At 58.7% G+C, this 12,508-nt stretch carries 13 protein-coding genes and 1 pseudogene; 8 read left to right on the top strand and 6 right to left on the bottom strand.

Annotated elements, in window-relative coordinates:
* Window positions 1–25: 25 nt before the first annotated feature.
* Both IB250_RS03275 and IB250_RS03270 read right to left on the bottom strand, forming a co-directional pair.
* Entirely contained in the window at window positions 26–367 is a 342-nt protein-coding gene (locus IB250_RS03275) for a hypothetical protein (RefSeq protein WP_192342952.1), read from the bottom strand.
* A 308-nt stretch (window positions 368–675) separates the two neighbouring features.
* Entirely contained in the window at window positions 676–957 is a 282-nt protein-coding gene (locus IB250_RS03270) for an excalibur calcium-binding domain-containing protein (protein ID WP_032830181.1), read from the bottom strand.
* 444 nt (window positions 958–1,401) lie between these two features.
* Here IB250_RS03270 and IB250_RS28570 point away from each other — a divergent pair.
* From IB250_RS28570 to IB250_RS03260, 3 genes and pseudogenes are all read left to right on the top strand, one after another.
* Window positions 1,402–1,634, top strand: a pseudogene (locus IB250_RS28570) (integrase); the annotation flags it as partial.
* A gap of 5 nt (window positions 1,635–1,639) precedes the next feature.
* Window positions 1,640–3,229 carry an ABC-F family ATPase gene (locus tag IB250_RS03265; protein ID WP_081499236.1) on the top strand — a complete coding sequence of 530 codons (1,590 nt, stop codon included), beginning with the start codon at window positions 1,640–1,642 and terminating at the stop codon, window positions 3,227–3,229.
* Between the two features lie 246 nt (window positions 3,230–3,475).
* Window positions 3,476–4,663: an MFS transporter gene (locus tag IB250_RS03260; RefSeq protein WP_192342951.1), complete on the top strand. Its 1,188-nt coding sequence runs from the start codon at window positions 3,476–3,478 to the stop codon at window positions 4,661–4,663.
* Window positions 4,664–4,782: 119 nt separating this feature from the next.
* On the opposite strand, the gene IB250_RS03255 is transcribed toward IB250_RS03260, so the two are convergent.
* Window positions 4,783–5,820 carry an alpha/beta hydrolase family protein gene (locus tag IB250_RS03255; protein ID WP_192342950.1) on the bottom strand — a complete coding sequence of 346 codons (1,038 nt, stop codon included), beginning with the start codon at window positions 5,818–5,820 and terminating at the stop codon, window positions 4,783–4,785.
* A gap of 170 nt (window positions 5,821–5,990) precedes the next feature.
* Window positions 5,991–6,602: an FMN-dependent NADH-azoreductase gene (locus IB250_RS03250; protein WP_192342949.1), complete on the bottom strand. Its 612-nt coding sequence runs from the start codon at window positions 6,600–6,602 to the stop codon at window positions 5,991–5,993.
* A 130-nt stretch (window positions 6,603–6,732) separates the two neighbouring features.
* Between IB250_RS03250 and IB250_RS03245 the strand changes: the two genes are divergently transcribed.
* Window positions 6,733–7,641: a LysR substrate-binding domain-containing protein gene (locus IB250_RS03245; protein ID WP_192342948.1), complete on the top strand. Its 909-nt coding sequence runs from the start codon at window positions 6,733–6,735 to the stop codon at window positions 7,639–7,641.
* Entirely contained in the window at window positions 7,638–7,997 is a 360-nt protein-coding gene (locus IB250_RS03240; protein WP_192342947.1) for an MmcQ/YjbR family DNA-binding protein, read from the top strand. Before IB250_RS03245 ends, IB250_RS03240 begins: the two co-directional genes overlap by 4 nt.
* A 6-nt stretch (window positions 7,998–8,003) precedes the next feature.
* On the opposite strand, the gene IB250_RS03235 is transcribed toward IB250_RS03240, so the two are convergent.
* Window positions 8,004–8,435 (bottom strand): DUF1294 domain-containing protein, encoded by a 432-nt coding sequence (locus IB250_RS03235; RefSeq protein WP_192342946.1) that lies wholly within the window; start codon window positions 8,433–8,435, stop codon window positions 8,004–8,006.
* Window positions 8,432–9,262: an undecaprenyl-diphosphate phosphatase gene (locus IB250_RS03230; protein WP_192342945.1), complete on the bottom strand. Its 831-nt coding sequence runs from the start codon at window positions 9,260–9,262 to the stop codon at window positions 8,432–8,434. The genes IB250_RS03235 and IB250_RS03230 overlap by 4 nt, the downstream gene beginning before the upstream one ends.
* Before the next feature lie 291 nt (window positions 9,263–9,553).
* Between IB250_RS03230 and IB250_RS03225 the strand changes: the two genes are divergently transcribed.
* From IB250_RS03225 to IB250_RS03215, 3 genes are all read left to right on the top strand, one after another.
* Window positions 9,554–11,188: a methyl-accepting chemotaxis protein gene (locus IB250_RS03225; protein ID WP_192342944.1), complete on the top strand. Its 1,635-nt coding sequence runs from the start codon at window positions 9,554–9,556 to the stop codon at window positions 11,186–11,188.
* A gap of 227 nt (window positions 11,189–11,415) precedes the next feature.
* Complete coding sequence (gene pnuC, locus IB250_RS03220; RefSeq protein WP_063343558.1) at window positions 11,416–11,979, top strand: nicotinamide riboside transporter PnuC; 564 nt, start codon at window positions 11,416–11,418, stop codon at window positions 11,977–11,979.
* Window positions 11,976–12,500, top strand: coding sequence for an AAA family ATPase (locus IB250_RS03215; protein ID WP_192342943.1), 525 nt, complete (start codon window positions 11,976–11,978; stop codon window positions 12,498–12,500). Before pnuC ends, IB250_RS03215 begins: the two co-directional genes overlap by 4 nt.
* The last annotated feature ends 8 nt before the right edge of the window (window positions 12,501–12,508 follow it).

The following is a 12,508-nucleotide window of genomic DNA, read 5'->3' as shown; positions in this document are numbered from 1 at the left end:
CTTTCAACCGCTGCCAGCGAGTTGTTTACAGTGGGCAGACAGCGACAACTTTATAATCACTGCCTGAAGAGGTGATCTGCACGGTCCAGCCTTGCGCAAAAACCATGTCGTGATGCTCGACGATGGCACTGATGACGGGGCAAAGCTTGCTGGCTTCTTCTGGAGAGCTGTCTACCGAGATGTTGACCGAACGATCCTCGCTTGAGAACTCGGAGGCCTGAGTCAAGGCGTCGTTGCTATCCAGAATTTTGCAGAGCAATGAGGCGTTCTCAACGGACTCGTCTGTAGTGCCGGAGTAAGCATATTGAGCCGTTACAATCGTCAATAGAAAAAACAAACCTGTTGCATATTTGTGTCTCACTTCCATGTTTCCTTGGGTTGGGGGGAAGGAATACTAATCCATTAGCCGGTCAATAGTTTTGACGGCAGCCCTCTTCCCTCCAGCAACGCCCGCAGCACTGATACCGTCAAGCTCGTTTATTCCCCTTTGCCCAGCCGACGACCATTAAACCCAGGCCGGGAATCCATAGACCAGGTGCAGTGATAGCGAGACCGCAGATAGCCATTGGTAGCCCAGTCAGAAACATCGGGTTTCGAAACGCCTTATCCATAGCACCCTCTCCTTTAAGAATTTCTCTCATTAAACCACTAAGCCTGTCGCTGAGCGGCAAATAGTCATTGGCACCACTGAGACTCACAGGGGATTGCGTCGTTGTCGCCGTCCATTTTCATTCCTGGGCAATTTTGCAGAAAGTTTTTGGCCTCTGCGCACGAGGTCATCTGTGAACAATATTTGCGCCCATCACATTTGAATGGCGCTGAAACAGGCTTCGGCGCAGTCACGACTGTAGCTATTTCTTTGGGATTCGATAGTTGAGCCGTAGCCCAGGACTGTAGTTCAGGGGAAAACTTCCAAGCCAACAGACCCACAACAAGCATCACCAAAATCAGTTTCATTTTGATCCCACCCATGATGAGAGACCATTTGCGTTCTCATGTTGCCTGCTTTCCAGCGTACGGCGGGCGAGGAACGCGTGCTGGGCGAGAATCAGGAAGAGTATCTGCAAGACGAAGCGCCAGCGCGCCCGGAAACCCGAGCCCTGACGAAGAAGAATAGACCTCTCCCCACTTTGTGCTGTCACGCGTGGTACGGAGAGACGAATCTGAAGAGGTGCCCACCCTGACCAAGTGCTGGCCATTCAGTAATCCATCTGAAACACACGAGGCCGGGCAAGCGGTGCTGACTTTACCCAGAGCCACGCCAAGTGTCCCGAACACAACGCTGAACAAAAATAACATCGAGACAACTCTACGCTCCCCTGCCTATCCAGGATGAACGACCTCCCAGCCAGCCCCCGATTCTGCACAAACCGGGGCCGAACCTTGAAGAAGCCTGCGACACGTTATCGCCCACCGTACAACTGCCGTCACACATATGCGACAATATGCGCAATGTCTGGCATGAATCCCGCCTTTTTGCCCAACAGCTTGGACACCGCGTCCAGATGCTGCTCTCGACTTATGCGCGCTGGTTGAACTCTAGCGGTGACTGGGAAGAGATGGAGAGAAACTCCAGAATGTCCCAGGAATGGCCCAAGCGCCAAATGCGCAGCTCGCAACCCATTGATAGGTAAAGTAATTGATCTCCACAGCTAACATCACGATGCAGTTCGGCGCCAAGCCGCTATTCGAAAACGTTTCGGTCAAATTCGGCGCCGGTAACCGCTACGGCCTGATCGGTGCCAACGGTTGCGGCAAGTCGACCTTCATGAAAATCCTCGGTGGCGACCTCGAGCCGTCCGGCGGCCAGGTCATGCTCGAGCCGAACGTGCGTCTGGGTAAATTGCGCCAGGACCAGTTCGCCTACGAAGAATTCACCGTGATCGACACCGTGATCATGGGTCACGAAGAGCTGTGGAAGGTCAAGGCCGAGCGCGACCGCATCTACTCGCTGCCGGAAATGACCGAAGAAGACGGCATGGCCGTGGCCGAACTGGAAACCGAATTCGCCGAAATGGACGGCTACACCGCCGAATCCCGCGCCGGTGAACTGCTGTTGGGTCTGGGTATCGGCATCGAGCAGCATTTTGGCCCGATGAGCGAAGTGTCCCCGGGCTGGAAACTGCGCGTGTTGCTGGCGCAGGCACTGTTCTCCGATCCTGAAGTGCTGTTGCTCGACGAACCGACCAACCACCTGGACATCAACACCATCCGCTGGCTGGAAAACATTCTGACCCAGCGCTCCAGCCTGATGATCATCATCTCCCACGACCGTCACTTCCTGAACAGCGTGTGTACCCACATGGCTGACCTGGACTACGGCGAACTGCGTCTGTTCCCGGGCAACTACGACGAGTACATGACCGTGGCGACCCAGTCCCGCGAGCAATTGCTGTCGGACAACGCCAAGAAGAAGGCGCAGATTTCCGAGCTGCAATCGTTCGTCAGCCGCTTCTCGGCCAACGCCTCGAAAGCCAAGCAAGCGACCTCCCGCGCCAAGGCGATCGACAAGATCCAACTGGCCGAAGTCAAGCCTTCGAGCCGTGTGAGCCCGTTCATCCGTTTCGAGCAAACCAAGAAGCTGCACCGTCAGGCGGTCATCGTTGAGCGCATGGCCAAAGGCTTCGACGGCAAGACACTGTTCAAGGACTTCAGCTTCCAGGTTGAAGCCGGCGAGCGCGTGGCAATCATCGGCCCGAACGGTATCGGTAAAACCACCCTGCTGCGCACTCTGGTCAACGAACTGACCCCGGATGCCGGTACCGTGAAGTGGACCGACGCCGCGGAATTGGGCTACTACGCCCAGGACCACGCGCATGACTTCGAAGACGACTGCAACCTGTTCGACTGGATGGGCCAGTGGACCCAGGGCGGCGAACAACTGGTTCGCGGCACCCTCGGCCGGATGCTGTTCTCCAACGATGAAATCCTCAAGTCGGTCAAGGTCATCTCCGGTGGTGAGCAAGGTCGCATGCTATTCGGCAAGCTGATCCTGCAAAAGCCCAACGTGCTGGTGATGGACGAACCGACCAACCACTTGGACATGGAATCCATCGAGGCGCTGAACCTGGCGCTGGAGAACTACCCGGGCACGCTGATCTTCGTCAGCCACGACCGTGAGTTCGTATCGTCCCTGGCCACTCGCATCATCGAATTGAGCGCCGATGGCGTGATCGACTTCAGCGGCACCTATGACGACTACCTGCGTAGTCAGGGTGTTTTGATGTAAGACGGCTGCAAGCTTCAATTGAAAAGCCCTGTCCTGGTGACGGGGCTGATCGTTCCCACGCTCTGCGTGGGAATGCCGCCAGGGACGCTCCGCGTTCCCGCTTTGAAGGGTGACGCAGAGCGTCACGGGATGCATTCCCACGCAGAGCGTGGGAACGATCGCCAGCTGTATCGTTAGCCTGCTTCCTTTTATTCCCCGCCCACGCCATGATGCAGTTCTCCTACCGCCGCCCGCGAAAGAGCTCTCATGTCTGTGCAGCAACTGCCCCCGCAAAGCTCCATGGCGATCACTCTGCAGATCGTCTCCATCGTTTTCTATACCTTTATTGCCTTCCTCTGCATCGGCCTGCCGATTGCGGTGTTGCCCGGGTATGTCCATGAACAGTTGGGGTTCAGCGCCATCGTGGCGGGGCTGACCATTGGTTCTCAGTACCTGGCCACCCTGCTCAGCAGGCCCATGGCCGGACGTCTGTCGGACAGCATCGGCACCAAGCGGGCGATTGTTTACGGGTTGTCGGGGATTGCGTTGAGCGGCGTGCTGACACTGCTGTCGACCCTACTGCAGGGTATGCCGTTGTTGAGCCTGATCATCCTGATCGCTGGCCGCTTATTGCTGGGCATTGCTCAAGGATTGATCGGGGTCGGCACGATCAGTTGGTGCATGGGCCAGGTCGGTGCCGAGCACACGGCGCGTTCGATTTCCTGGAACGGCATCGCTTCGTACGGCGCCATCGCCATCGGCGCGCCGCTGGGGGTGGTGATGGTCGCTGAACTGGGGTTCGCCAGCCTCGGGATCTCGCTGTCGTTACTGGCCCTGCTGGCGCTGCTGTTGATCCGCAACAAACCGTCGGTGCCGGTGATTCGCGGCGAGCGCCTGCCGTTCTGGGCGGTGTTCGGGCGCATCGCTCCCTTCGGCGCGAGCCTGAGCCTGGCGTCCATCGGATACGGCACGCTCACTACCTTTATTACCCTGTATTACGTCAACCTAGGCTGGACCGGCGCGGCTTATTGCCTGACGGTATTCGGAGTCTGTTTCATTCTGGCGCGGTTGTTGTTCATCTCCAGCATCAGCCGTTTCGGTGGCTTCACCTCAGCCATCGCCTGCATGACCATTGAAACCGTGGGGCTGGTCTTGCTGTGGCTGGCGCCCTCGACGGGTTATGCCTTGATCGGCGCTGGGCTGACCGGGTTCGGTCTGTCGCTGGTGTATCCGGCGCTGGGGGTGGAAGCGATCAAGCAAGTGCCCAATTCCAGTCGCGGAGCGGGTTTGAGTGCCTATGCGGTGTTTTTCGATCTGGCGCTGGCGATTGCCGGACCGCTGATGGGCGCGGTTGCGTTGAACCTGGGGTATTCGTGGATTTTCTTTAGTGCGGCGATGTTGTCGATAACCGGACTTGGTTTGACCCTGCTGCTGAAACACCGCGCAATGACCTGACACCTGTAATCCCTTGTGGGAGCGAGCCTGCTCGCGATGGCGGCAGGACATTCAACAAATCAGTCGCCTGTCAGACCGCTATCGCGAGCAGGCTCGCTCCCACAAGGGTTCCGGGGAAATTATTGATCGGCGGTCTGCATCCCGGCGCGGGTAGGTTTGCCCAGGGCATGGGCGAAGAACCGTCCGGCTTCGGAAATCATGTTGCGGTGAATGTCCTTGCGGTCGACGCCGTCGGCATCGGTACACAGCGCCGGCATGGCGGCGATCTGTTCTTCGTTGCACGGCGCCAGGAATACGAAGTGCCCTGCCCCGGCCAGCAATTTGAAGTCCGGTGCGGTTGGCAGTTTGCGCGCAAGCGCTGCGGCGTTTTTGTCGAACGCCACCAATTTGTCGCCATCACCGCTGTAAAGCAGCACCGGCACGTGCACGTCGGCCAAGGTATGGCGGCCGAACTTCAGACTCAGCGGTGCCATCAGTAACAAGGCATGCACGCGCGGGTCCGCCACTGGCTGCAAATCATCGCGGTCGACGATCAGTTCGCCTTGCGTGTTGCAGGCATCGTGATCATCCGGGCGCTCCTGGCAATAACGGCGCAGACGATCCAGATCCGGGGTGGCGCCGGACAGAATCAGTGCAGTCTCACCGCCCGCCGAATAGCCAATCACCCCGACCTGCTCGGCATTGACGAAAGGCGCGAGCATCCGGTCGCCCAAAGTCGCGGTAATGGCTTCGGAAATCTGGATCGGCCGACCATAAAGGTTGCTCAAGGTGCCGAGGCGGCTGTGGTCTTTGGAGTTGTCGCCGGGATGGATCACCGCCACCACCACAAAGCCCTTGCGCGCCAATGAGGTGGCGAGGTCGTGCAGGGCCAGCGGGGTTCCGGTGTTGCCGTGGGACAACATCAGCATCGGGAAACGTCCGATGGCGACTTTGGTGTCTTCACCCGCTTCGACCGTATAGCCCTCGAGCGTGCTGGAATGTTCCTTTTCACTGGACGGGTAAAAAGCGATGGCACGCATCGGCTGCAGGTCCAGCGGATCGAGGAACGTCATTTCATGGAAGCCGACGCTCCAGTGAGGATGCGGCGCAGACGCGGCATGCACCAAACTCAGACTGCCGAGCAGGCAAATCAGTAGCGTTGCACAAAGACGCACCATCGGATGCCCCACCTTGTTACCTGACCACAGATGTCAGCCCTCGACTGCATAACCTGGGCCATAAATCGATAACGCCAGAAACAAAAAACTCCGTACCTGGCCATCACGATGACCAGAATACAGAGTTTCAGCGGTATTGCCCGAGGCTGTTTACGACTTTTATGCAAGCCTTACGCAGCCGCGAACAGTTGCTCGCTGATGTGCGCCTGGGCGTCGCTCATGGCTTTAGTGCGCACTTCATCACCGTAGGCCAGGCCATGGGCGCGGACAAACTCGATATCGGTGATGCCGAGGAAACCGAACAACACCTTCAAGTAGTCTTCGTGAGCAGTGCCGGTTGGTTGGCCAACGTGCAAACCGCCAGACGTCGAAACGATGACTATTTTCTTACCGCCGCACAGGCCTTCAGGGCCGGCTTCGGTGTAGCGGAAAGTCTGACCGGCCACGGCGATGCGATCGATCCAGGCCTTGAGCTGGGTCGGAATGGTGAAGTTGTACATCGGCGCGGCAATCACGACGGCATCGGCGGCGAGGAATTCGGCCAGGGTCTGCGCGCTCAGCTCGGCTTCGTGTTGTTGCGCGGCGTTGCGCAGTTCAGCGGCGGTGCCAGCGGCAACCAGAGTGGTGGCGGAGAAATGGCTGATGGCATCAGCGGCCAAGTCGCGGTAAGTCACCGCTACGCCAGGCTCGGCGGTTTGCCAGGCTTTGACAACTTCGCCGCTCAGCTGACGGGAAGCCGAGTTGTCACCCAGAATGCTCGAATCGATATGCAGTAATTTCATGTGGGATCTCCAAGGTGAGGATCGCCACCCGGCGATCTGATGGAGACAATCCTATCGACGAAACCAATGGCTGATTAGTCAGCAACAATGCGATAGTTCGTCTCACTGATAGAACAATCGGATTTAAATCATGCAAGACCTTAACGACCTCTATTACTTCGCCAAGGTGGTCGACGCCGGCGGTTTTGCGGCGGCCGGGCGTTTGCTGGGGATTCCCAAGTCGCGGTTGTCGCGACGCATCGCCGAGCTGGAAGAGCGCCTCGGCGCGCGCCTGCTGCAACGCACAACCCGCCAACTCAACCTCACCGCTGTCGGCGAGCGCTACTTGCGGCATTGTCAGGCGATGCTGCTGGAGGCCGAAATGGCCGACGAAGCGGTGGCCAGCATGTCCAGCGAACCCCGGGGGCGCTTGCGAGTGTCCTGCCCCGTAGGGTTGGCCCACCAAATGCTGCCAGAAGTAATCAGTAACTTCCTGGAGAAATTCCCTCAGGTTCAACTGGAAGTCATGCTGCTCAATCGTCGGGTTGATTTGATCAACGAGGGTGTCGATGTCGCCTTGAGAGTGCGGGATCTGGGTGATGAAGATCCATTGCTGGTGACCCGTCGCTTGCGTCAGGCACAGACCGTCATGGTCGCCAGCCCGGCGTTTCTTCGCGAGCGGCAGATCAAAACCCCGGACGACTTGAAAAACGTACCGATACTGGGCGCCCTGGAAGCCGATCGGCTGGTGCATCTGCGGATGCTCGACCAGCATGGCAAGGCCTGTGAAATGACATTCGAAGCCCGATTGGGAGTCGATGATTTTCTCGTGCGCAAGGCTTGTACCCTGTCCGGGCTGGGCTTTACCGTGCTGCCCATGATGTATTGCGAGCAGGAGCTGGAAAACGGCACGCTGGTGCAACTGTTGCCCGACTGGTCATTGCCGGGCGGCTGGCTGCAAGCCGTCTACCCTCATCGACGCGGGGTGATGCCAGCGGTGCGCGCCTGGATCGACCATCTGATCGAATCATTCAATGCTTGTGGGGACAGACTGTTATGAAAGCGCGATTAATGAGCGAAGAGGATGTCGCACAATACTGCCTGGCGTTGCCCGGCGCGCGGGAAGATTACAAGTGGGGTGGCGTGCGGGTGTTTTCGATTGCCGGGAACAAGATGTTTGCCTTGCAGAACCTGCGGGGACAGTCCCTGGCGTTCAAGGTCGACAAGGACCTGTTCCTGGGCCATTGCGACCGGCCGGGCATTCACCCGGCACCGTATCTGGCCCGGGCCCAGTGGGTCATCATGGAAACGCCCTACCCCCTGGGCACCGAAGAGCTGCAAGGTTTGCTGCAACGTTCCCACCAACTGGTGGTGAGCAAGTTGCCCAAGCGCACGCAGGTCGGCTTGCTGCTTTAAAGTGCTTTAAAGCAATGCAAACAGGTTAGCGCCCAGAAACAGCTGATCGATCCAGAACACTTGATGCATCAACACGATGAGCCAGAACACCAACTGAAACGAGACTTTGCGGGTCTTGTGCCGAAACGCTTGCTGGGCCAGCAAAGCGCCCGGCCAACCACCCGCCAGCTCCACCGCGTGCAAGACGTTCTCCGGCGTGCGCCAGCTATCGGCGCGGGCCTTGTGCTTGTCGCTCCAGTACAGGAAAAACGCCAGCACGCTGACGATGCCGTAGGCCGCCAGCGGAATCACCGACACCCCGCGCAGCCACATCGACACCGAGCCAAACAACGGCACTGCGCACAGCACAACGAACACCAACAGTTTCAGCCGCAGGTTCTGCATGGCGCCCCCGGACTTGCGCCCGGGGTTATTGTTGCGCGCACTGGAATCGCTCATGGCTTGACCGCGGTCCAGTCGACCCAGCCGAATTGCCAGGTGGCCAGGATCACCAGACCGAACGCGATGCGATACCAGGCGAATGTCGCATAGCTGTGGCTGGCAATGAAGATCAGCAGGGCCCGAACGGCGATCATCGCAAAGATGAAGGCGGTGATGAAGCCAATGGCAAATACCGGAAAATCAGCCGGCACGAACAGGCTGCGGTATTTGTAGCCCGAGTACACCGCCGCGCCGACCATGGTTGGCATGGCGAGGAAGAACGAGAATTCGGTGGCCGTTTTGCGCGACAACCCGAACAGCAAACCGCCAATGATCGTCGAGCCGGAACGCGAAGTCCCCGGAATCATCGCCAGACACTGGGCGAAGCCGACTTTGAGAGCGTCTTTCCAGGTAATGTCATCGACGCTTTCAGCATGCACTTCATGCTGACGACGTTCGGCCCACAACATCACGACCCCGCCCACGACCAATGCGGTAGCCACGGTAATCGGGTTAAACAGGTACTCATGAATCAAGTCGGCGAAAATCACCCCCAACACCACCGCCGGCAGGAAAGCGATCAACAGGTTCGCGGTAAAACGCCGAGCGCTGGGCTGCGTCGGCAAGCCAATGACCACGTCGAAGATCTTGCGGCGAAACTGCCAGACCACCGCCAGGATCGCGCCGAGCTGAATGATGATATTGAAGGCCATGGCCCGCTCGCCGCCGAAATTGAGCAAGTCCGCCACAATAATCTGGTGCCCGGTACTGGAAATGGGCAAGAACTCCGTCAGCCCTTCTACCACGCCTAAAATCAATGCCTGAAAGGCCGTCCAAAGATCCATCAATCCCCCAAGAAGAATGCCCCCAGGCATGCTCCGTTAATAATTTATAAACGTTAACTGCGATCAACCTTAGCTGAATCCCCGCGCGCACAAGATCCACGCAAAACGGTAAAAATTGCGTGAAAAAAGACTTGGGCTCAGGTTTTCCCGCGCGGGGCCGAAATCCTATCAGACAAGCTTCGTTTACGCTGCCGCGTAATAGGACCTGAGTCGGATAGGCCCGATCGGCAAAGTGTGATTGGATGCTGGCGATCGTTTATCACAAGAACAAGAAACCGGAGTAACCGCGTTATGAACAGCTTGCGCAGTGTGTCGATCAGCCGACGCTTGTGGCTCATCTTGATCGTGGCCGTGGTGATGCTATTGACGTTGGGCGTGTTGATGCTCAAGCAGATTCACGACGACCTCTATCAGGCCAAGGCCCAAAAGACCCAGCACGTGGTGCAGACCGCCAGCGGGATCCTCATCTACTATCACGGCCTGGAAACTGCCGGCACCCTCACCCGCGATGCCGCGCAAAAACAGGCACTGACCGCCGTGCGCGGTTTGCGCTACGACCAGAACGATTATTTCTGGATCAACGACCTGACGCCCGTCATGGTCATGCACCCGACCAATCCGAAACTTGAAGGTCAGAATCTCTCGACGATCCGCGACCCCGACGGTTTCGCGCTGTTCAACGAGATGGTCGCCATCGCCAAGGCCAAGGGTGCCGGCATGGTCGATTACCGCTGGCCGAAACCGGGCGCCAGCGCACCGGTGGAAAAAACCTCCTACGTGAAACTGTTCGAGCCCTGGGGTTGGGTGATCGGTTCGGGCGTGTACATCGATGACATGCAGGCCGAGTTTTATGCCCAAGTCTGGAAGGCCTCATTTTTGGGTCTGGTGATTGCGCTGATCATGGCCCTGCTGGTGATCATGATTGCCCGCAGCATCGTGCGTCCGCTCCAGGAAACCGTGAACGCCATGGCCAACATTGCCAGCGGTGAAAGCGACCTGACCCGCAGCCTCGATACCTACGGTCAGGACGAAGTCACGCAACTGGCCCGGCACTTCAACGCCTTCACCGCGAAACTGCGCCTGGTGATCAGTCAGCTGCAAGTGTCGGCTGGTGCGCTGGGCCAATCTTCCAATGAACTGGGCAATGATGCCGCGCAAGCCCAGCAGCGCAGCCAACAGCAATCCCAACAAATGGAACTGGTGGCGACCGCGATCAACGAAGTGACCTACGGCGTGCAGGATGTGGCCAAAAACGCCGAACACGCGGCCAGTGAAATGCGCAATGCCGAGTCTCAAGCGCAACAGGGCCAGGTCAATATCGACGGCAGCCTGCAGCAGATCGACAAGCTGTCGTCGACCATCGATCAAGCCGTTGAAGTGATTCGTACGCTGGCCGCCGAAAGCACGCAAATCGGCAGCGTTCTGGAAGTGATCCGCTCCATCGCCGAGCAAACCAACTTGCTGGCCCTCAACGCGGCGATCGAAGCCGCTCGGGCCGGCGAGCAAGGTCGCGGGTTTGCGGTGGTTGCCGATGAAGTGCGCCTGTTGGCCCAGCGCACTCAAAAGTCGACGGCAGAAATCCAGTCGATGATCGAACGCCTGCAAAGCCATTCCGAAGCGGCGGTCAAGGTGATTGGCGACAGCAGCCGTGCCTCGCAACTGACCATCGAGCAGGCCGGCCTGGCCGGCGCCAGCCTGAATGCCATCGGCCAGGCCTTGCGCAACCTCAACGGGTTGAACGCCTCGATTGCCAGTGCGACCTTGCAGCAGGCCCACGTGGTGGAAGACATCAATCAGAACGTCACCCAGGCAGCCGGGTTGTCCCATAGCACGGCACTGGCGGCCGAACAGTCGAGCGTGGCCAGCGTTCACCTCAAGGAATTGAGCGAGCAGTTGAACGGGTTGCTGAAGCAGTTCCGGGTTTGAGAGCACTCCTGTAGCAGCTGGCGCAGCCTGCGTTCGGCTGCGCAGCAGTCGTGAAATCAGGCGGCGCGGTGTTTCAGGTATACCGCGCGCGCAGAACTTGCGGCGGCTTCGCCGCCGAACGCAGCCTCGCAGGCTCGGCAGCTGCTACACCGGACTGCGCAAGCCGGTTCTACTTGGCAGCGCCTGCCGCTACAATCCCCCCTCTTCGTCTTCCCCAAGGAACCTCCATGTCCGGGCTTGAACTGTTTGCTGCCGCCCTCGGCGTGATTGCCGTCTGGTTGACGGTCAAACAGAACCCCTGGTGCTGGCCGATCGGTCTGGTCATGGTGCTGCTGTATAGCTGGATCTTTTTCGAAGTGAAGCTGTATTCGGACATGCTGCTGCAAGTGATCTACGCCGGTTTGCAGATCTACGGCTGGTGGCAGTGGACCCAGGGGACCGCGACTCATGGCAAGCGGCATGTCAGCCTGCTCGATGGCAAATCCGTTGCGCTCGGACTGGCCGTCGGCGCAGTCGGCAGTTTGCTGCTGGGCGCCGCGATGGCCCACTGGACCGATGCCGCGCAGCCCTGGCTCGATGCGGCACTGACCGGTTTCAGCCTGGTGGCGCAGTTATGGATGGCGCAAAAACGTCTGCAATGCTGGCCCCTGTGGATCGCGCTGGACATCATTTTTGTTGGCCTGTTCATCTACAAAGAGCTGTACCTGACCGCGGGCCTGTATGGGGCGTTCGCACTGCTGGCGGTGCATGGCTGGCGGACATGGCGCACCGATCCGGCGTTGCGCACATGAAAGTTCTGGTACTGACGGGCCCTGAATCCAGTGGCAAGAGCTGGCTGGCCGCCGAACTGCAACAGCAATTCGGCGGCGCTCTGGTGGGCGAATACGTGCGCTGGTTCATTGAGCAGGAGGCGCGAGACACCTGCCCGGCCGATATTCCAGAAATCGCTCGCGGTCAGCTGCAATGGGAAGACGAAGCTCGCGCCCTGGGGCCGCCATTGCTGATTCTCGATACTCACTTGTTGAGCAATATGCTCTGGAGCGAAACCCTGTTTGGCGATTGCCCGGCCTGGCTCGAGCAAGCACTGCTGGCTCGACACTATGACTTGCACTTGCTGCTGTCGCCCGAACAAGTCGATTGGACCGATGACGGTCAACGGTGTCAGCCCGAGCTGGAGGAACGCCGGGCATTTTTCAACGCGACTCAGGCATGGCTGGAGCAGCATCGACAGCCTGTTCAAGTGCTTCAAGGCGATTGGGCCGAACGCCGGCTTCAGGCATTGCAAGCCGTCACGCTGCTGCTCGAGCGCTGACCTCTCTA

The organism is Pseudomonas sp. PDM09 (assembly GCF_014852305.1).
Taxonomy (GTDB): Bacteria; Pseudomonadota; Gammaproteobacteria; order Pseudomonadales; family Pseudomonadaceae; genus Aquipseudomonas.
Note: the sequence above shows the minus strand (reverse complement) of the source record. Positions and strands in the feature narration are given on the sequence as shown.

Excerpts from the sequence above, each read along its gene's own strand:
- IB250_RS03275 (WP_192342952.1), bottom strand. The coding sequence starts at position 367 with ATGGAAGTGAGACACAAATATGCAACAGGTTTGTTTTTTCTATTGACG.
- IB250_RS03270 (WP_032830181.1), bottom strand. The coding sequence starts at position 957 with ATGAAACTGATTTTGGTGATGCTTGTTGTGGGTCTGTTGGCTTGGAAG.
- IB250_RS03260 (WP_192342951.1), top strand. The coding sequence starts at position 3,476 with ATGTCTGTGCAGCAACTGCCCCCGCAAAGCTCCATGGCGATCACTCTG.
- IB250_RS03255 (WP_192342950.1), bottom strand. The coding sequence starts at position 5,820 with ATGGTGCGTCTTTGTGCAACGCTACTGATTTGCCTGCTCGGCAGTCTG.
- IB250_RS03250 (WP_192342949.1), bottom strand. The coding sequence starts at position 6,602 with ATGAAATTACTGCATATCGATTCGAGCATTCTGGGTGACAACTCGGCT.
- IB250_RS03245 (WP_192342948.1), top strand. The coding sequence starts at position 6,733 with ATGCAAGACCTTAACGACCTCTATTACTTCGCCAAGGTGGTCGACGCC.
- IB250_RS03240 (WP_192342947.1), top strand. The coding sequence starts at position 7,638 with ATGAAAGCGCGATTAATGAGCGAAGAGGATGTCGCACAATACTGCCTG.
- IB250_RS03235 (WP_192342946.1), bottom strand. The coding sequence starts at position 8,435 with ATGAGCGATTCCAGTGCGCGCAACAATAACCCCGGGCGCAAGTCCGGG.
- IB250_RS03230 (WP_192342945.1), bottom strand. The coding sequence starts at position 9,262 with ATGGATCTTTGGACGGCCTTTCAGGCATTGATTTTAGGCGTGGTAGAA.
- IB250_RS03225 (WP_192342944.1), top strand. The coding sequence starts at position 9,554 with ATGAACAGCTTGCGCAGTGTGTCGATCAGCCGACGCTTGTGGCTCATC.
- pnuC (WP_063343558.1), top strand. The coding sequence starts at position 11,416 with ATGTCCGGGCTTGAACTGTTTGCTGCCGCCCTCGGCGTGATTGCCGTC.
- IB250_RS03215 (WP_192342943.1), top strand. The coding sequence starts at position 11,976 with ATGAAAGTTCTGGTACTGACGGGCCCTGAATCCAGTGGCAAGAGCTGG.